This window comes from Nitrobacter sp. TKz-YC02 (assembly GCF_049852135.1).
GTDB classification, from domain to species: domain Bacteria; phylum Pseudomonadota; class Alphaproteobacteria; order Rhizobiales; family Xanthobacteraceae; genus Nitrobacter; species Nitrobacter vulgaris.
In genome coordinates this window covers 1,235,684-1,254,576 of record NZ_CP180728.1, presented here as the reverse complement: position 1 = coordinate 1,254,576, position 18,893 = coordinate 1,235,684, and the positions used below count along the sequence as shown (strand labels likewise).

The 18,893-nt window shown below is 60.9% G+C and carries 14 protein-coding genes; 6 read left to right on the top strand and 8 right to left on the bottom strand.

Annotated features, from left to right (window positions below; genetic code table 11):
* Positions 1-4: 4 nt before the first annotated feature.
* The 3 genes from ACM561_RS05895 to rfaD all read right to left on the bottom strand — a co-directional run bounded on the left by ACM561_RS05895 (position 5) and on the right by rfaD (position 4,585).
* Positions 5-1,948 (bottom strand): SDR family NAD(P)-dependent oxidoreductase, encoded by a 1,944-nt coding sequence (locus ACM561_RS05895; RefSeq protein WP_425908738.1) that lies wholly within the window; start codon positions 1,946-1,948, stop codon positions 5-7.
* Positions 1,949-2,009: 61 nt separating this feature from the next.
* A complete protein-coding gene (gene rfaE1 / locus ACM561_RS05890; RefSeq protein ID WP_425908736.1) occupies positions 2,010-3,479 on the bottom strand; it encodes a D-glycero-beta-D-manno-heptose-7-phosphate kinase in 1,470 nt (489 codons plus the stop codon).
* Between the two features lie 125 nt (positions 3,480-3,604).
* On the bottom strand, positions 3,605-4,585 hold the full coding sequence (gene rfaD, locus ACM561_RS05885; protein WP_425908734.1) for an ADP-glyceromanno-heptose 6-epimerase: 981 nt from the start codon (positions 4,583-4,585) through the stop codon (positions 3,605-3,607).
* A 347-nt stretch (positions 4,586-4,932) separates the two neighbouring features.
* Between rfaD and waaF the strand changes: the two genes are divergently transcribed.
* The 3 genes from waaF (at position 4,933) to ACM561_RS05870 (ending at position 7,325) form a co-directional block, all read left to right on the top strand.
* On the top strand, positions 4,933-6,003 hold the full coding sequence (waaF, locus tag ACM561_RS05880; RefSeq protein WP_425908732.1) for a lipopolysaccharide heptosyltransferase II: 1,071 nt from the start codon (positions 4,933-4,935) through the stop codon (positions 6,001-6,003).
* Positions 6,004-6,180: 177 nt separating this feature from the next.
* Entirely contained in the window at positions 6,181-6,774 is a 594-nt protein-coding gene (locus tag ACM561_RS05875) for a D-sedoheptulose 7-phosphate isomerase (RefSeq protein WP_079446124.1), read from the top strand.
* Positions 6,771-7,325: a D-glycero-alpha-D-manno-heptose-1,7-bisphosphate 7-phosphatase gene (locus tag ACM561_RS05870; protein WP_425908731.1), complete on the top strand. Its 555-nt coding sequence runs from the start codon at positions 6,771-6,773 to the stop codon at positions 7,323-7,325. Before ACM561_RS05875 ends, ACM561_RS05870 begins: the two co-directional genes overlap by 4 nt.
* Here ACM561_RS05870 and waaC read toward each other — a convergent pair.
* On the bottom strand, positions 7,322-8,266 hold the full coding sequence (waaC, locus tag ACM561_RS05865; RefSeq protein ID WP_425908729.1) for a lipopolysaccharide heptosyltransferase I: 945 nt from the start codon (positions 8,264-8,266) through the stop codon (positions 7,322-7,324). The two genes, ACM561_RS05870 and waaC, sit on opposite strands and share 4 nt — an antisense overlap.
* Positions 8,267-8,456: 190 nt before the next feature.
* Here waaC and galE point away from each other — a divergent pair, with 190 nt between their 5' ends.
* The 3 genes from galE to ACM561_RS05850 all read left to right on the top strand — a co-directional run bounded on the left by galE (position 8,457) and on the right by ACM561_RS05850 (position 12,165).
* Complete coding sequence (gene galE / locus ACM561_RS05860; RefSeq protein WP_425909656.1) at positions 8,457-9,467, top strand: UDP-glucose 4-epimerase GalE; 1,011 nt, start codon at positions 8,457-8,459, stop codon at positions 9,465-9,467.
* A gap of 120 nt (positions 9,468-9,587) precedes the next feature.
* The gene (locus tag ACM561_RS05855) at positions 9,588-11,396 is read left to right on the top strand and encodes an ABC transporter ATP-binding protein (RefSeq protein WP_425908727.1); all 1,809 of its coding nucleotides are present in this window, start codon (positions 9,588-9,590) and stop codon (positions 11,394-11,396) included.
* A gap of 64 nt (positions 11,397-11,460) precedes the next feature.
* Positions 11,461-12,165, top strand: a complete 705-nt coding sequence (locus tag ACM561_RS05850) for a fumarylacetoacetate hydrolase family protein (RefSeq protein ID WP_425908726.1) — start codon at positions 11,461-11,463, stop codon at positions 12,163-12,165.
* 38 nt (positions 12,166-12,203) lie between these two features.
* On the opposite strand, the gene ligA is transcribed toward ACM561_RS05850, so the two are convergent.
* From ligA to lpxC, 4 genes are all read right to left on the bottom strand, one after another.
* A complete protein-coding gene (gene ligA / locus ACM561_RS05845) occupies positions 12,204-14,312 on the bottom strand; it encodes an NAD-dependent DNA ligase LigA (protein ID WP_425908724.1) in 2,109 nt (702 codons plus the stop codon).
* Positions 14,313-14,540: 228 nt separating this feature from the next.
* Positions 14,541-16,226 carry a DNA repair protein RecN gene (gene recN, locus ACM561_RS05840; RefSeq protein ID WP_425908723.1) on the bottom strand — a complete coding sequence of 562 codons (1,686 nt, stop codon included), beginning with the start codon at positions 16,224-16,226 and terminating at the stop codon, positions 14,541-14,543.
* A gap of 174 nt (positions 16,227-16,400) precedes the next feature.
* A complete protein-coding gene (locus ACM561_RS05835) occupies positions 16,401-17,297 on the bottom strand; it encodes an outer membrane protein assembly factor BamD (RefSeq protein ID WP_425909654.1) in 897 nt (298 codons plus the stop codon).
* A 355-nt stretch (positions 17,298-17,652) separates the two neighbouring features.
* Positions 17,653-18,609, bottom strand: coding sequence for a UDP-3-O-acyl-N-acetylglucosamine deacetylase (lpxC, locus tag ACM561_RS05830; RefSeq protein WP_425908721.1), 957 nt, complete (start codon positions 18,607-18,609; stop codon positions 17,653-17,655).
* Positions 18,610-18,893 lie beyond the last annotated feature (284 nt).

Sequence of the window (18,893 nt, the reverse complement as noted above, 5' to 3'; positions counted from 1 at the left end):
CGGTTCATCGCGACATATCGGGCGCGAGAGGCGAGGTTTGCGCGGGATGCGCGCCGAACTCCGGCACGGCATCTTTCAGGATCGATCGGATCGCCAGCTTGTTCTCGCTCGCGACGGCTTCCTTTAGAACCGCGACCCACTCGCGAACCGTGTCCATCGGCGGCTCGTTCGGTTTTGCCGCCAAGATCCCCGGTAAGCCGATCTCGATCGTCGGCTCCTGGCTTGCAAACAGGATTTCGTTCAATCTTTCGCCCGGCCGCGCCCCGGTAAAAACAATCTCAATGTCGCTGTAAGGCTGCAGGCCGGACAGGCTGATCATGCGTTCGGCCAGATCGACGATCTTCACCGGCTGGCCCATATTCAGGACATACACCGAGACATCATGTCTTTCCGGCATCGCTGCATGGCTGGCCGCGGTAAGGACGAGATCGCAGGCTTCGCGGATCGTCATGAAGTATCGAACCATGTCCGGATGCGTGACTGTCACCGGACCGCCGGCTTCGATTTGCGCCTTGAACTTCGGCACCACCGATCCGTTCGACGCCAGCACGTTGCCGAAACGGACTGAAATCAGCCGCATCGGAACTTTGCCGTCCGCACGTGCCGCCAGTTCACGATCCAGCGCCTGACAATACATCTCGGCAAAACGTTTGGTCAGCCCGAGCATCGACACCGGCTCTATCGCCTTGTCGGTGGAGATCATCACCATGGATTCGGCACCCGATGCCAGCGCGGCATCGGCGACGTTGACTGAACCGAAAATGTTGGTCTTGACGCCCTCGCCCCAATCCCGCTCGAGAATGGGAACATGCTTGAGCGCAGCCGCATGAAACACGATGTCGGGCTTGAATTCGTTCATCAAGCGCATCAACCGCTCGCGATCACGAATGTCAGCAATGCGACCTTCCACCACAGCGGCTCGGCTCGTGGAGCTGAACTCCTCCACGATCGCATAAAGAGCAGGTTCAGAATTTTCGACGATCAACAGACGGCTCGCACCGAACGTCACGACACGTTTGCAGATTTCGGACCCGATCGATCCGCCGCCGCCGGTCACGACAACGGACTTGTTCTTGATCAGTCCTTCGAGCCGCTCATAGTCGATGGTACGGCTTGGGCGAAGCAGAAGATCTTCAACGGCAACCGGCGTCAGGCGCGGAATCTCCCCCCCCTCCCCAAGCGAGGGCAGCCGGCTTACCTTAAGGCCTAGTTTGCGGCCGTAAGCGAGAACCGTTTCCGGCTGGGCGTCGGGCTCGAACGCGGAGGGCGTCATGATGATGCGCTTGATTGACGTCTGCCTTTCCGCAAAATCCGTTATCACCTCCTCGAGTTGATCCACTCCACCAAGGACGGCAACACCGCGTATCGTCTGACCAATGTCAGCGGCCGACGGCGACAATAGGCAGACCGGTCGCAATTGCTTGACCGCGCCACTCTCGACCGAACGCAGGAGAATTTCGGCATCCGCGGCGCGTCCGACGATGATGGCTGGCGTTGCGTCGTCGGCCCTTACGTGAACAAGGGTCCGCTTGTAACGAAAATACCGATAGGTAAAGCGCGCAGCTGCAAGCAGAAATATCTGCAACAGCCAGTAAAGTATGATCGTCTTCTTTCCAAGAAAGAACGTACCATAAAGATTGGGAGCGATGATGACATAGTCGAAGACCAGGATGACGAATGCCAGAAGCGAGGACGCCTTGACGATATTGAGGGCGTCCACAAGGGAAATGAACCGCCATTTTGTTGTCGTCAGGTTAAAGACATAAAAGATAACGCAGCTGATGGCCAGGAAATAGGGCAGCGCTTTCAAGAGCAGTGGCAAACGCAGGGCAAAATCATGATCATCAAAACGGAAGTAACAGCTCACGAGCACCGCTGCCACGACCGTTATCAGGTCATGCAGCGCGATCAGAACATTTCGGGAAGTAAACTTTCGGCGCGGAGTCATGAGGCTTTGGTCCGGACAGTATAAGAAGCGAAAACACACCGGCCACTGCGGAGCAAGGCTCTCATGCTCGGCCTCCTGCGCGCTTCACCAGCGACGTCGTACTGAATCCTTTCAGAGTATCGATCAGAACGACCTCCCCGCCTCGTGCAGTAACTAGCTCCTGACCGACGACTTGCTCAAGAGAATAATCTCCGCCTTTGACGAGCACACTCGGCTGGATTCGCTCGATCAGGTTCATCGGCGTGTCCTCTTCGAAAATCACAACGAGATCGACAGCCTCGAGCGCAGCCAGAACTTCTGCGCGCGCCCGCTCATTCTGGATCGGACGGCCCTCGCCCTTCAGCCGCATCACGGACGCATCGCTGTTTAATCCCACGATCAGCCGGTCGCACGCAGCGCGCGCTCCGGTCAACACCTTGACGTGACCGGGATGCAGGATATCGAAACAGCCATTGGTGAAGCCAATTCGCAGACCTTGCTCACGCCACGCCGTCAGGTGTTGGTCAAGGTTGATCGTCGATTGTGCGATTTTCTCTTCGGCGGCCAGAGAGGCCGGCGGCAGAATATTGCGGCGCAGTTCCGCGAGTGTGACAATCGCGGTCCCGCTCTTGCCGACAGCGACGGCGGCTGCGGCGCTCGCTGTCCGCAGCGCGGTTTCCCAATCTGCGCCCGCGGCAAGCGAAACCGCGAGCGTGGCGACGACGGTATCGCCGGCGCCCGTCACGTCGCGAACCTTGACGGTGTGCGCGGGAACATGGATGACCTCGCCGTCACGCGGCACCAGCGTCATGCCGTGTTCGCTTTGCGTCACCAGCACGGCCTCGCCATCGACGAGCCGCATCATTTCGCGAGCCGCTGCCGCAATGCTCGGCTGATCGTCGGCGCGGGTGCGAGTCGCATCCGCAAACTCCTTGCGGTTCGGCGTGAGCAACGTCGCGCCGCGATAGATGTTGAAATTGGCGCTCTTCGGATCGACGATCACGCGCTTGCCAAGCCGGCGTGCGGCATCGATGACGTCGCGGATTACCCGCGCTGTCAACACTCCCTTGGCATAGTCAGACAACAATACGATGTCAGCGCGTGGCAGTTGCGGCAGAATGGCATCGATCAAGGTCTGCTCCACTGCCCCGGACACCGAAACGGCCATTTCCCAATCGGCTCGCAGCATGTGGGTCGAAAAATGCTCCGAAACAAAGCGGACCTTGCGCGTCGTCGGTCGCGCCGGATCCGAAATCAACAATGGTTCGATCAGGCGTTCCCGCGAAAGCGTGGCCCGGAGCCTCTCGCCTGCGTCATCCTCACCCGCCAATCCAACGAAGATGCAGCGCGCACCGAGCGCGGCGATATTGCGCGCCACATTGCCCGCCCCACCGACGTTGGTTTCGCTCCGCTGAACCGCGATGACCGGGGCGGGCGCCTCCGGCGAAATCCGCGAAATCTCGCCGTACACGAACTCGTCGAGCATGAGATCGCCGACACAGAGGACCGTCTGGCCGGAAAAGGCATTCGACAAGTCGTCAAAATCGATCATCAAAACCCTTCACCTGCTACTGGGGTCTGATGCAATCGCATCAACCAGACCCAAGCCCATCCTTCGGTCGAGCATGATCTTATCCGAAAACCGATTTCCACTTTTCGGGATCATGCTCCAGCGCGTCAGCGAAAGCGATCGTCGCGATCGAGATAGCCCTTGACATAGGCATCGACGGCTTCCTCCAAAGGCGTGAAGCCTCCGTTGTAACCAGCGCCTTGCAAGCGCTCGATATCCGCTTGCGTAAAATACTGGTAAGCACCGCGAATCTGTTCAGGCATATCGACGTATTCGATATTCGGCTTCGTGCCAAGCGAGGCATAGGCCGCCGTCATCAGATCGCGAAAGCTGCGCGCCTCACCAGTTCCCACATTCAAAAGACCGTTGACCGAAGGCGTCGCAAACAACCACATCATCACACGAACGACGTCGTCGACGTAAATGAAGTCGCGGCGCTGATCGCCATCGGCGATGCCTTCACGGTGCGACTTGAACAACTGCACCGGGCGGCAGCCTTTCACATCGCTGAAGCGGCGCGCCAGCACGCTCATCATGGAGCCTTTGTGATATTCATTCGGTCCGAACACGTTGAAGAACTTCAGACCAGCCCATTGCGGCGGCAGAGCACCCCCTTTGGCGGCGCGGTCCACAACGGCCATGTCGAACAGGTGTTTGCTCCAGCCGTAGAGATTCATCGGCCGGAGCGCTCGCAGCGCGGCCAACGATTGATCATCGCGAAAGCCCTGCGCGCCATCGCCGTAGGTTGACGCCGACGAGGCATAGATGAAAGGCGTTATGGTCGACGTGCACCAGTCGAGCAATCGGAGCGAAAGCCGGAAGTTGGTCTCGATGACAAGATCGCCATCGGTCGCGGTGGTTTCGGAGATCGCGCCGAGGTGAAAGACGGCGTCCAGACGACGGCCGTCCAGCCAACGCATCAATTCCTCGGGTGGAACGATATCCGCAAGCTGCCGCTTGGCGAGGTTACGCCATTTGCCGTCATGTCCCAGCACATCGCACACCGCCACATCGCTGCGACCGGCGTCGTTCAACGCGGCAACGAGATTGGATCCGATAAAACCGGCGCCCCCGGTCACCAGCAGCATGATGTCCCCGTCATGGATGTGCGACTCTTAATGGTAGTTCTAACATTTGCATCCCGGCGCAGCAGGCGTTCTTTGCAAATGTTAGAAGCAAGAGACCACCAGCAACCATAAGGTTTTCCAGTGGAGTTTTGAATTTGACATTCCCTTACCGGGTTTGCGGCAAAGTGGGTGGCGAATGTCAAATTCACCCCACTGGTTTGCCCCACTCCAGCCCGCGAGGCAACTTAGGTGGGCCTGCCGTGTGACGATCGGGCCGTGAAAAACAGCGCGCGAGATAACTTTACCTCACGGGTCGGAGCAGATACCGAGGACCGAACACCGATCCTGGATCGCGCATCGATCAAGATATGAAAACAGATTCACCATATGGACCGGAAATGGCCGACCCGGACGATACCCGGCCCATTCTGATCGTTCCCTACATGTGGATCGGCGACTTCGTGCGCGGCCACACGGTGGTGCGGGTGCTCAAACAGCGCTGGCCGAATCGACCGGTGGATATGCTGGTGACAACGCTCTGCGCGCCGCTGGTCGATTATATGCCCGGAGTGCGCGCTGGCGTGGTCTGGGACCTACCCCGCAGCCGGCTGGCACCGACGCAACAGTGGAGTCTCGCCCGGCAATTGCGCGCGCGGGGGTATGGAACAGCCTTCGTCATGCCGCGCACCTGGAAATCGGCGATCGCGCCCGCGCTGGCCGGCATCCCGGAACGGGTAGGTTTTGTCGGCGAAGCGCGTTTCGGGCTGCTCAACCGCTGGCGTTGGGGTGAAAGAGCCCTGCCCCGTATGATCGACAGGAAGGCGTCCTTGGCACTTCCCACCGGGGGGGCACGGCCGCCTGAATGGCCGGCACCACAGCTTCGGATATCCACCGAAGACGTCACCCGCTGGCGGCAGGCGCAGGGATTGGGCACAGGACCGGCGGTGGCGCTGGCACCCGGGGCGGTCGGCTCCAGTAAGCGCTGGACCTCCTACGCCGAGGCCGCCCGAATGCTGGCCGAGCGCAAAATCGACCTTTGGGTGATCGGCGGCCCCAATGAAAAAGCAATGGCGACCGAAATCACGGCAACCGGAGGCCCGCGGGTCCGGGATCTGACGGGTCACGACCTGCGAAACGGCATTCTGGCGATGGCGGGGGCCACCATTGCAATATCGAACGACTCCGGTCTGCTACACGTCGCGGCTGCGATCGGAACGCCGACACTGGGAATTTTCGGGCCGACCAGCCCCTATCACTGGGCGCCCTTGAACGGGCTCGCCGCGACGATTCAGGCGAAAACGCCTCTCCCGTGCCAACCATGCCATCGTCCGGTCTGCACCAGGAATGATCATCGTTGCATGCGCGATATCCCCGCAGCAGAGGTAATCGCGATCGCGGAACGGGTGCTGGCGGAGGCCGGAGCGCACGACGCACGTTGACGCTGCACGCCATGCTTGCGTGAGTATGACGCGCTCATTACCACTGCTATAGCGTTTGCGAGCGAAGTGGATACCGGTTCGCGTGAAGAAAACGCTTCAAAACAACAATCTAGAGCGTCGCTTCTGATTCAATCAGAAGCGAAAATGCGCTAGCCATCACGGTGACAAAGGTGCGTCTTGAGCCAGAACCCGATCGCAACCCATTTTCAGCAATCGCTGACGGCCCTCCAGCGCGCAGCCAATGACACGGCGCTGCTCGCAGTCGTAAGCGACATTGCTGTCACGATCATCGACGCGCTCCGTTCCGGAAATAAAGTGCTTCTGATCGGAAACGGCGGAAGCGCCGCCGACGCCCAACACATCGCCTCGGAAATCGTCGGGCGTTACAGGAAAGAACGGCCCGGCTACGCCGCCATCGCCCTGACGACCGATACGTCCGCTCTCACCGCTATCTCCAACGACTACGGCTTCGAGCAGATTTTCGCCCGGCAGATCGAGAGTCTGGGCCGACCTGGCGACGTGCTGCTGGCGCTGTCCACCTCGGGACGCTCCCCAAACATCCTCGCTGCCCTATCAGCCGCGCGACGGCTCGGACTTGTCACCGTCGGTTTTACCGGCCTCAAGGGGCAAAGCCTGCACGAGATCTGCGACCGCCTTCTCGTTGCGCCGAGCGACGACACCCCGGTGATCCAGCAGATCCACATGACCGCGGCTCACGCAATCTGCGATAACGTGGAGCACGCCCTGGTGGACGGAGCGGGCCGCAAGTGAGCGGAGCGGAGATCGCTCAGGCCGGCAAACCCGCCGCCTTCCTGGACCGTGATGGCGTCATCAATCATGACGACAGCTATATGGGTACGCGTGATCGCATTCGTTGGATGCCCGGCGTCGCTAGGGCGATCCAGCGGCTAAACGAGGCCGGCTATTTCGTTTTCATCTTCACCAATCAATCCGGTGTCGCGCGCGGCTTCTTCAGCGAGGATGATGTTCGTAATCTGCACCTGTGGATGCAGTCCCATCTCGCGTCGCAGGGCGCGCGGATCGACGACTTCAGGTATTGTCCGCACCACCCCGACGGCAGCGTCGCCGGATATCTGGAAGATCATCGCTGGCGCAAACCGAAGCCCGGCATGATTCTCGACCTGATGCAGCATTGGCCGGTGCGGCAGCACGGCAGCTTTGCCATCGGCGACCGCGAGAGCGATATCGAAGCCGCTGCCGGTGCAGGAATTCCGGGCTTCCTGTTTAGCGGCGGCGACCTCGACGCATTCGTCGCGCGGGTGCTTGCAGAGATATCCGGCACAATCACGCCACGTACCTAAGCCAGCAATCGCTCCGCGGCATCGATCACTTGCCCCGCGGAAGGCGGACCGTTCTTGCCGCCCAGGACCGCCATGCGGCCGCTGCCGACCGGCCCGGTCAGACCGGGATCGGTGCTGACATAAATGCCGACGAGCGGAACACGATACGCTGCCGCAAGATGCATCAGGCCGGTATCGACGCCGATCACCAACGCCGCATTGCCGATCATCTGCGCGGTCAGATCGAGAGTCTGGCGCGGCTGGACACGACTGCCCGCGATGTCTCCCGACAGCCGTTCGGATAACAGGCGTTCGGCCTCGGTACCCCACGGAAGCACGGTCTGCAATCCGTTCGCACTCAGCCAGCGGCCGGTTTCGATCCAGTCCTCCGCACGCCACGTTTTCGAGAGCCGGGAGGTGCCGTGAAGCAAGACTGCATAGGGCTGACCACCCATCCGCATGAACGGGAGCAGACCATAATCAACGTCGTGGGGGGACCGATATCCAAGCGACAGACCGGTCAGAATCCGGTTGCGCGTCACGGCGTGCAGGTCGCGCCCTACCGTGTGCCTGACGTCGTAGAATCGCGCGGCTAACGGTTCGCGGATGCTGCGACCGTCATAACCGTGGCGCTCGCCGCGCGCGACGCGCGCCATGATCGCCGAGCGGATCAGGCCCTGAGTATCGATCACCTTGTCGAACGATCGTTCGCGAAGCCTCGCCCGGAATTCGGCGATCTCGCGCCATGTGGCGCCAGCACCGAGTTGCGAACGCCAACGCCGCGTCGCGACAGGAATGATGTCGGCGACCGACGGGTGCAGCCGCACCAACGGCGCGAACGATTCCTCGACCAGCCACGTCAGCCGCAACTGCGGACATGCGCGCACGGCATCGACGATCGCCGGCATCTGATGCACGACGTCGCCGAGCGAGGATGTCTTGATGATGAGAATGTCGGTCATCGACGGCCGCAGCTGCTCAAAGAAAGACCGGTTCCCGTTACAGTTTGGCAACCATAATGTCGAATCCCGAGATCAGACGGACGAAATCTGGTCGTTCACAATCATGCTATACGGCAATTCCATTCTTTTGTGGGAGACTTCGGCGACCGCGGCCGAACTCGCCGCAAAGCTTGGCACAAAAGGAGCAGATATGACCGTGCTTGTCACCGGTGGAGCCGGCTACATCGGCAGTCATATGGTGCTCGCGCTGGCTGAGGCCGGCGAGAACGTCGTCGTGATCGACAACCTGTCCACTGGATTCTCGTCGGCGCTCCCCGAAGGCGTGCCGCTGTTCATCGGCGACGCCGGAGACGAAAATCTCGTCGAGAACGTCATCGCCCAGAACGGTATCGAAAGCATCATTCACTTTGCGGGTTCCGTGGTGGTGCCCGAGTCGATGCGCGATCCGCTCGCCTACTATCGTAACAACACGATGGCGACTCGTAGCCTTCTGAACGCCGCCGTCCGATGCGGGGTCAACCGCTTCATCTTTTCGTCGACCGCCGCAGTCTACGGCAATCCCGACCAAATGCCGGTCCCGGAAGAGGCGCCGACCCGGCCGCTCTCTCCTTACGGGTCGTCGAAGCTGATGACGGAGATCATGCTGCACGATGTCGCAACCGCACATGGCATGAGCTACGTAGTGCTGCGCTACTTCAATGTCGCGGGCGCCGACCCACAGGCGCGTATCGGCCTCTCGACCGCGGGCGCCACGCACCTGCTAAAAGTCGCAGTCGAAGCCGCGACCGGACAGCGCGCCAAGATCGACGTGTTCGGCACCGACTATCCGACGCCGGACGGAAGCTGCATTCGCGACTTCATCCATGTCAGCGATCTGGCGCAAGCCCATCGCGCCGCGCTAACTTATCTGCAAAACGGCGGCTGCTCGACCACGCTGAATTGCGGATATGGACGCGGCTATTCCGTTCTGGAAACGATCGAAGCGGTCCGCCGGGTCTGCGGCCGCAACTTCGCGGTTCACTATTCCGACCGCCGCCCTGGCGATATCATGACCATGATCGCCGACACGAGCCGGATTCGCACGGCGCTCGACTGGACGCCGCAATACGACGACCTCGCGACCATCGCCGCGCACGCGCTGGCGTGGGAAGAAAAGCTGGCGGGACGACAGGTCTCGGAGGCGCTCGCGGCATCAGCCTGACAAACCGGGCGAAACCCGGTTTTCGCTTGAAAAAGGCTGCTATTGCGGGCATTGAGTCGGAGCTTTCGCAATACCCCTGACGCGCGGGCAACCGCCGATTCACGGCGTCAACGGAACGCGATGACCGAACCTCCGAAGAAAATTACCGACGATCCCTATGGCGCGGCCGCTCTCATTCGTCGCCTGATCACGGAACAGGGCATGGCCTATTGGCGGCGCTACCTCGCCGCATTCGCGCTGATGGCCGTCTCCGCGGCGGCGACGGCGACCTCGGCCTACCTGCTCGGTGAAGTCATCAATCAGGCTTACGTGGACCGCAACGTGAGCGGCATCTTCATGCTGTCCACAGTGGTGCTCGTCATCTTCGTGGCCAAGGGCGCGGCGACCTACGGTCATTCCGTGATCCTGTCCCAAATCAGCAACGCGATCCTTGCCAATAATCAGCGCCGCTTGTTCGCCAAGCTGATGAGCGAGAGCATCGGCTATTTCTCGCAACGACATTCATCGGAATTTCTTGCGCGGCTCACGGCCGGCGCGACCTCGGTGACACAGGTGCTCAGCCTGCTGATCAACGCGGTGGGTCGCGATCTCCTGTCGTTAATCGGGCTGGTCACCGTGATGGTGATGCAGGATCCGTATATGTCGCTGTTTGGCGCGCTAGTGGCGCCGCCCGCGATGATCGTGCTGCGCAAGCTGGTGAAGCGCATCAAGGGACTGGCGCACAGCCAGTTCCATGGCACCGCCGACATCATGGAGACGATGCAGGAGTCGCTGCAAGGCATTCGGACCGTCAAGGCGTTCACGCTCGAACAGACCATGCGCGAACGGATCGACGCCAGCATCACCGCCGTCGAGCAGACCAACAACAACATGGCGCGGGTCTCCAACCGCGCCAGCCCGCTGATGGAAACGCTCGGCGGTTTCGCTATCGCCGGCGGGCTGATGTATGGCGGTTATCGCGTCGTCGCCATGGGCGCGACGCCAGGCCAGTTCTTTTCGTTCCTCGCAGCGTTTCTCTTGGCTTATGAGCCGGCCAAGCGGCTGGCCCGTCTCAACATCGAACTCAACAGCAGCCTGATCGGCGCGCGCAAGCTGATTGAAATCGTGGACAGCCCCGCCAGCGAGCCAGACGACAGTGACAAACCCGCTCTGCAATTGACTGACGCGCGCGTCGAACTGCGGGATGTCACGTTCGCCTATCGCGCCGATGAGCCCGTGCTCAAGCGCATGAGTTTCGTCGCCGAACCGGGCAAGATGACAGCACTGGTCGGCCCGTCGGGCGGCGGAAAATCCACCGTGCTGGCGCTCCTGCTGCGCCTGTATGAGGTCACCGACGGTGACATCCTGATCGATGGACAGGTCATCTCCGGCGTATCGCGCACATCGCTGCGCCAGCAGACTGCCTATGTCGGCCAGGACGTTTACCTATTCCGCGCCACCATCCGCGAGAACATCGCGTTCGGCCGCCCCGGCGCCAGCGAGGACGAGATCGTCGCGGCGGCGAAAGCCGCCTGCGCCCACGACTTCATCATGAACTTTCCGCTCGGCTACGATACCCCTGTGGGCGAGCACGGCACCCAGCTCTCCGGCGGGCAACGCCAACGCATCGCCGTGGCGCGCGCGCTCATCAAAGACGCGCCGATCATCCTGCTGGACGAGGCCACCGCCGCACTCGATTCGGAATCCGAAAAGCAGGTGCAGGAAGCGATCGAGCATCTGTGCCGCAATCGCACCACGATCGTGATCGCGCACCGCCTGCACACCATCATGCATGCCGACGCCATTCTTGTGGTCGAGAACGGCGAGATCGTCGAGCGCGGGCGCCACGACGACCTGCTGCGGAGCGGCGGACGCTATGCTTCGTTCTTCCGCCTGCAGCATCGCGAAACAGCGCCGCTGACGCTGACCCCTTTGAGCGCGTCGGCGTAAGCTCATTGCGATTGTCCGCAATGACGATCTCGTCGCGCCAGCGCAGGCAGAGCGGAGAGCCCGCATGAGCGTATCGCCATTCGTGATTCCACAGCCGCCCCAATCCGTCATTGCGGTCGCTGGCGAGGACAGATTTTTTCCAGTCCGCCGCATCTGGTGCGTCGGCCGCAACTATCTCGACCATATCCGCGAGTTGGGCCACGATGAGCGCGCGCCGCCGTTCTTCTTCGCCAAACACGCCGACATGATCGACGCTGACGGCGCGGTTATCCCCTATCCGCCCCTCACCCAGAATCTGCATCACGAAGTCGAACTGATCGTCGCGATGAAGAGCGGCGGCTTGCGCATCCCCGCCGACACCGCGCTCGATCACGTCTACGGCTACGCCGTCGGCATCGACCTCACCCGGCGCGACCTGCAAAACGCTGTGCGCGAAAAGAAGCAGCCCTGGGAGATCGCAAAATCGTTCGATCACGCCGCGCCCAGTGGCGCGCTGCAACCCGCCGCCAGGATCGGACATCCGTCGAAGGGCCACATTTGGCTCACGGTCAATGGCAGGGAAACCCAATCCGGAGATCTCGCGCAGATGATCTGGAATGTGCCGGAGATCATCGCGCAGCTCTCGCAACAGGTCGCGCTTGACGCCGGCGACATCATCATGACCGGCACGCCAGCCGGCGTCTCCCCCCTTCAGCCGGGCGACCACGTCGAATGCGGCTGCGACGGCGTCGGTACGCTGACAGTGACGATCGGCCAGCCAGCAGCTTGAGCGCCATCACGTCCTCGACGCACCACTCGGGGAATCGCTTATCCCTCGATCAGTTGCAGCCACTCGTCTTCCGAAATCACCTTCACGCCGAACTTCTCGGCGTCCTTGAGTTTTGAGCCAGCTCCGGGACCAGCGACGACAAGATCGGTCTTTTTCGACACCGAGCTGGAAGTTTTCGCGCCCATCCGCTCAGCCGATGCCTTGGCCTCGTCGCGCGTGAATTTTTCCAGCGAACCCGTGAACACAACGGTCTTGCCGGCCACGGCCGAGTCGCTGCGGGCCTGCGCGACCGGCAGCACCTCGATCTCAGCGAGCAGATCGTTCAGTGCCCTGACGTTGCGCGTCTCAGCGAAGAACTCGACCACCGCGTCGGCGACGATATCGCCGATGCCTCCGATGTTGTTGAGGTCGGCATAGGCATCCGACCCGTTGCCTTCCTCCGTCTGCGCCGCGGCCGCTTCCGCCATGGCGGATCGAAAATTTTCGATACTGCCGTAATGCCGCGCCAGCAGTTTAGCGTTGCCCTCACCGACATGGCGGATGCCGAGCGCGAAGATCAACCGGTTCAGTTCGATCTTGCGGCGAGCGTCGATCGCAGCGAACAGGTTGCGCACTGAAACATCGCCATAGCCCTCGCGATCACTCAGTTTTTTCGCTGCGCGTGCGTCGCGCTTCTGCAACGTGAAAATGTCGACCGGATGCATGATGAGGCCGTCGTCATAGAATTCCTGGATTTGCTTTTCGCCGAGACCGTCGATGTCGAAGGCAAGACGCGAGACGAAATGCTTGAGACGCTCCACCGCCTGCGCCGGGCAGATCAGTGCGCCGGTGCAGCGGCGCACCGCCTCGCCCTCCTCGCGCACTGCGTGACTGCCGCAGATCGGACACTTGTGCGGAAACGCATACGGCTTGGCGCTCGTTGGCCGCTTGTCGATGACAACACTGACCACCTGCGGAATCACATCACCAGCGCGCTGCACCACCACGGTGTCGCCGACGCGAAGATCAACACCGTCGCGGATCGGCTGGCCGTCATTTCCAATGCCTCTAATGTAGTCCTCGTTGTGCAGCGTCGCGTTTTGCACCACGACGCCGCCGACGGTGACGGGCTCCAGCCGCGCCACCGGCGTCAACGCGCCGGTGCGGCCGACCTGAATGTCGATGCCCTTGAGGATCGTGATCGCCTGCTCGGCGGCGAACTTGTGCGCGACCGCCCAACGTGGGCTTCGCGACACGAAGCCGAGCCGCTCCTGCCAGTCGAGCCGGTTGACCTTATAGACCACGCCATCGATGTCGTAGCCGAGCGTGGCGCGTTGCTCGCCGATGCGGCGATAAAACGCCAGCACATCCTCGACGCTATGACACAATTCGATCAGCGGATTGACGACGAATCCGACGCCCCTGAGCCACTCCAGCATGCAGTGTTGGGTGTCGGCGGGCCGGTCTATCATCTCGCCCCACGCATAGGCGAAAAACTTGAGCGGACGCGACGCGGTGATCGCGACATCCTTCTGCCGCAACGAACCGGCGGCCGAATTGCGAGGATTGGCAAACACGGTATCGTCAGCCTCTTGCTGCTTTTTATTCAGTGCAAGAAAGTCCTGCTTCAGCATGTAGACCTCGCCGCGCAACTCGCAGGCGGCGGGAATGTTGCGGCCTGTGAGCGTCTGCGGCACGTCCTTGATAGTACGGACATTGGCGGTGACATCCTCGCCGGTGAAGCCGTCGCCGCGCGTCGCCGCGCGCACCAGTTCGCCGCGCTCGTAGCGCAATGATAGCGACAGGCCATCAATCTTCGGCTCGGCGACAATGGCGGGGAATTCGTCCGGGGCAAGTTTCAGAAAACGCCGGATGCGTTCGACGAATTCCGCAACCTCAGCGTCGCTGAAAGCATTGCCGAGCGACAACATCGGTACCGCGTGCTGCACCTTTGCGAAGCCACGTGCAGATGGTTTAGTGCCTACCGCATTGATACGATCAAAGTACTTTTTCCATTGCCTTTTCTGCTCGATAGTTATTTTGACCAGCTTTTCAAGCAAGTCGAAATCGGAATCGGGCATATAGGGTGCGTCTAAGATATAGTAAGCATGCTTAGCGCGTTCGATTTCCTTGGTGTAAGCCTCAAGCATTTCCGAGATAACTTTCATATAATTATCCGGAAGGTCCCGCAAAATGCGCCTTCTCGTCGGCGGTTTTAAATCTTCAATTCGCCGATGAAAGGAAATGATGTCTTCAAGATGGTTGTCCGAGAAAGTCCGCAAAGCGGCCGTAAGTTGCGCTTTCTGAGTGTCTGGAAAGACTAATAACCAATCATCAGCGATTTGATTGACTGCGGCTGCTCGATTCAGTTTGTTGCTCATGCCTGGACCTAGACACTACCCTGCCGCTTTCAACAGCCGGTCCGCGGCGGCACGAGCCTCCGCGGTGATCTCGGCTCCGGCGAGCATCCGCGCGATCTCCTCGCGGCGGTGATCCTCAGCCAGCGTCGCAACACGCGTGGCGACGCGCTTGCCGCGATCCAGCGCATCCTTTGAAATGAGCAGATGCTGATCGGCCCGCACCGCGACCTGCGGCGCGTGCGTCACCGCCATCACCTGCACCTTGCAGGCCAAGCGCGCCAGCCGCGCGCCGATGGCGTCGGCCACCGCGCCGCCGACCCCGGTGTCGATCTCGTCGAACACCAGCGTCGGCGCCGAGCCCTTGTCGGAGAGCACCACCTTCAGCGCCAGCAGGAAGCGCGACAGTTCGCCTCCCGAGGCGACCTTCATCAGCGGCCCCGGTCGCGTACCGGGATTGGTCTGCACCCAGAACTCGACGCGGTCGAAGCCTTGCGGTCCCGGTGCCGACGGGTCGGAATCGATCTGCGTGGAAAATCTGGCGCGCTCGAGTTTCAGCGGCGCAAGTTCGACGTTGACCGTCTTGTCGAGCTTGTCAGCAGCCTTCGTGCGCGCGGCCGAGAGTTTCGCCGCTGCCGCTTTATAACGTTTGTCGGCGTCGGCCGCCTCTTTTTCCAGAACGGCCAATCGGTCCGCACCGGCGTCGATCAGCGCGACTTCCGCGGCGTATTTCTTGGCAAGCGCAGCCAGGCCGTCGACCGGCGTCGCATATTTGCGCGACGCCGCGCGCAACGCGAACAGCCGTTCCTCGATACGCTCCAGCTCGGCCGGGTCGAAATCGGCGGCAACCAGCGCCGCCGCGAGATGCTGGTCCGCCTCCTCCAGCGCGTTGATGGCGGCATCGATGGCTCTGACCGCGGGCTCGACCAGTTGCGGCGAATTCGCAGCTCGCCGTTCCAGCCGCCGCACCGCAGCCGCCAACACGCTCACCGGTGAGCCATGACCGCTGACAACGTCCTGCGCCTCGCGCAGGTCGGTTGCGATCTTTTCGCCCGCCATCATCGTGGCACGACGTTCGGCAAGCGCGGTTTCCTCGCCGTCCTGCGGTGCGAGTTGTGTTAACTCGTCGGAGGCATGACGCAGAAACTCGGCCTCTCGCGCGGCGCGCTCCACGCCGGCGCGATGATCGTCAAGCGTCGCGCGGGCGCGGCGGCGAGCTTCCCACAACACCTCCAGCGCTGCGACTTCGGTGTCCAGCCCCGCAGAGGCATCGAGCAGCCGACGGTGGGTCGATGCATCGACCAGCGCCCGCTCGTCGTGCTGGCCATGAATTTCCACCAGCGTCGCGCCTACCGCCTTCAAGGTCTGCACGCTGATCGCTTGATCATTGATGAAGGCTCGGGTGCGACCGTCGGCGAGTTGAACCCGTCGAAGAATCATCTCGCCCGAATCTTCAGAAATAGAGCCGTCGATGCCATTGGCGGTAAGGATGACGCAGGCCGGATGGTTCTTGGGAACATCGAACGTGGCCGTGACCTGACCCTGCTCCGCGCCGTGACGGACCAGCCCGGCGTCGCCGCGACCGCCGAGCGCCAGAGCAAAGGCGTCAAGCAGAATGGATTTTCCCGCGCCGGTCTCGCCGGTCAGCACCGCAAGACCGGAGGCGAACTCGATGTCGAGCCGCTCGATCAGGACGATGTCGCGGATCGAAAGGCGCGCAAGCATAGGAGGCCGGTTCCTGCCGAAAGTCGTTGAGAGATGCAGAGAAGCGTGGCGCGGAGACTAGCGAAGTTCGGATCGCGAAACCAGAGCCACGGATTGATAACGGCATCGGCAGCCCAAGGGGCGCCCTTCGATTCCGCATTCGCAACAGCATTCGCTGAAACGGCTTGGGAATGTCTAGCCAAGCCCCACTTTCCTGAACGCCTTGCTGATCCACGAGCCCTTATTCTCGCTGGGCTGGCTTCCCCCTGACGTCACGAGATTGTAGGCGTCCTTGTACCAGCGACTGTCCGGAAAGTTGTGGCCGAGCACAGCCGCGGCGGTCTGCGCCTCGGCAACGATTCCAATCGCCATGTAGGCTTCGGTCAGCCGAGCCAGCGCTTCCTCGACATGCCGCGTGGTCTGGTAGCGCGTCACCACGGCCTTATAGCGGTTGATGGCGCCCGTATAATCACGTCGCTCCATATAATAGCGGCCGATCGCCATTTCCTTGCCGGCGAGTTGATCGCGCGCGGCCTGAAGTTTCTTCTTAGCTTCGCCGGCATATTCGGACGTCGGATATTTACGGATCACCTCTTCCATGGAGTGCATGGCTTTTTCGGTGCGAGCCTGGTCGCGCGAGACATCGGGGATCTGGTCGTAGTTCGAGACGGCGATCAAATATTGCGCATAGGCGGCGTCCGGGGTGCCCGGATGGAGCGTCACGTAGCGCGACGCGGAGCCAATGCACGTATCGTAATCGCCCGCCTGATAAGATGCATAGGCCGACATCAATAACGACTTCCGCGCCCATTCCGAATAGGGGTGTTCGCGGTCGACCTCGTCGAATTTCTTCGTAGCCGCCTTGAGGTCGCGCTCCTTGTTCATCAGGAACAAGCCCTCATTGTAGAGCTTGTCCGCCGGGTCATCGCTGAAGGTCTGTTCGTCCTTTGCCGTGAGCTTGTCCAAGAGCGGTCCGGTCCCGCAACCGGCCACGGTAACGGCAACAAGTGCAAGACTGGCGGCGAGCCGGAGTTTCCCGCCAAGCCGATCAAGAGCGACGCGATCCATGAACTCGCTCAGTCCGAGCGCCATACGCTTAGCCAACATTGATGAAAATCCGACGTCCGTGATACGGCGATCCAAGCACCAGGCAAACAGGATGCGCGGCCTTTTACCGCGACCCGTTTAGCCGAAAAGAATCCGTCCACCAACGGGGTAAGCAGGTATTTCGCCGGGATTAAGGCGGGAACACCGGGCCCGGTCCCGAGCGGAAATCACTTTTCGGACAAGATCATGCTCGATCGAAAGTAAGGCTTTGGTCCGATTCATCCGGATCTCGCCTGTCCATACTACCACCCAAGCATTTCGCGTGAGACTGCGGAGCCGTGCAGGATCAGGGCGCGCGTATGGAGCAGGATGGATGAAAGCGTGCGAGGCCGGGCAGAACTCAGGACACGTTGGGACCATAGGCCGCAACCATGCCGCCCACCATTCCGCCGACCACTTCGCCCTGACTGCGCGGACGCGGAGCCGGCTGATCCTCAACCACCCGCCACGCAGTCCGATCGGCCATCAGGGCCGTGAGTACCGCGTGGTTGAGCTTGTGCCCGCCACGCACCGAACGATAGCCGCCGATCAGCGGAAACCCTGCGAGAGCCAGATCGCCGATCGCATCGAGAGCCTTGTGTCGCACACACTCGTCGGCGTAGCGCAGACCGCCGGTATTCAACAGGCGCTCGTCATCGAACACCATGGAATTTTCAAATGACGCGCCCAACGCAAAACCCGCGCTCCGGAGTCTTTCGACATCGTTCATGCAACCGAAGGTTCGAGCCCGGCTAATTTCGCGACGAAAACTTTCGGGATTGAGATCGATGGAATAATCCTGATGGCCGATCACCGGATTGGCGAAATCGATCTCGATGTCGATGCGAAAACCGCGCCTGTGCGGTCGCAGTTCGCCGAACGCCTCGCCCTTCTTCACCCGGACCGTTTTCAGAACCTGAATGAAGCGGCGCGCTGCCGACTGCTCGACAATACCAGCCTGATCGATCGCGGCGACGAACGCCGCCGAGCTGCCATCCATAATCGGCACTTCAGGTCCGTCGAGTTCAATGGTTGCATTGTCGACCCCAAGGCCTCGCAATGCAGCAAGAACGTGTTCGGCGGTGGATACAAGCGAGCCTTGCTGGTCGCCCAGGACAGTGGCAAACTGGGTCGACGTCACGGATTTTACCGCAGCTCGCACCCGACGTTCGGTTCCATCGGGACCGATACGGACAAAAATAAAACCCGCATCGATCGAGGCAGGCCCAAGGGTCAAATTGACTGGTAGTCCGGAATGAACGCCGACACCCGTCACGGTGGCTCGCGAACGAAGCGTCGTCTGGCGGTTGAATCTCATAAAGTCTTGCCCAAGTGACTAATCCCGAAAGGCGATGTCTCCGCCTGCAAAGGCGACGAATCGATTCGTGATCCCCAAAGTCACGCCTAGAACATACCGGTTGCCATAAAGCACGCCAACTCACGCTTCTTTACCGATTGTTACCCCATCTCCGCCGCAATCACGCCGCCCCTTAACCAAATTTTCCGTCGGAGCGTGACCTTCTACGAAAATCCGAAGACACTAATTTTCTATTAATTTCAGTAAAATACGTGGAAAATCTAGATGCCGTATCAAGAGAAAAG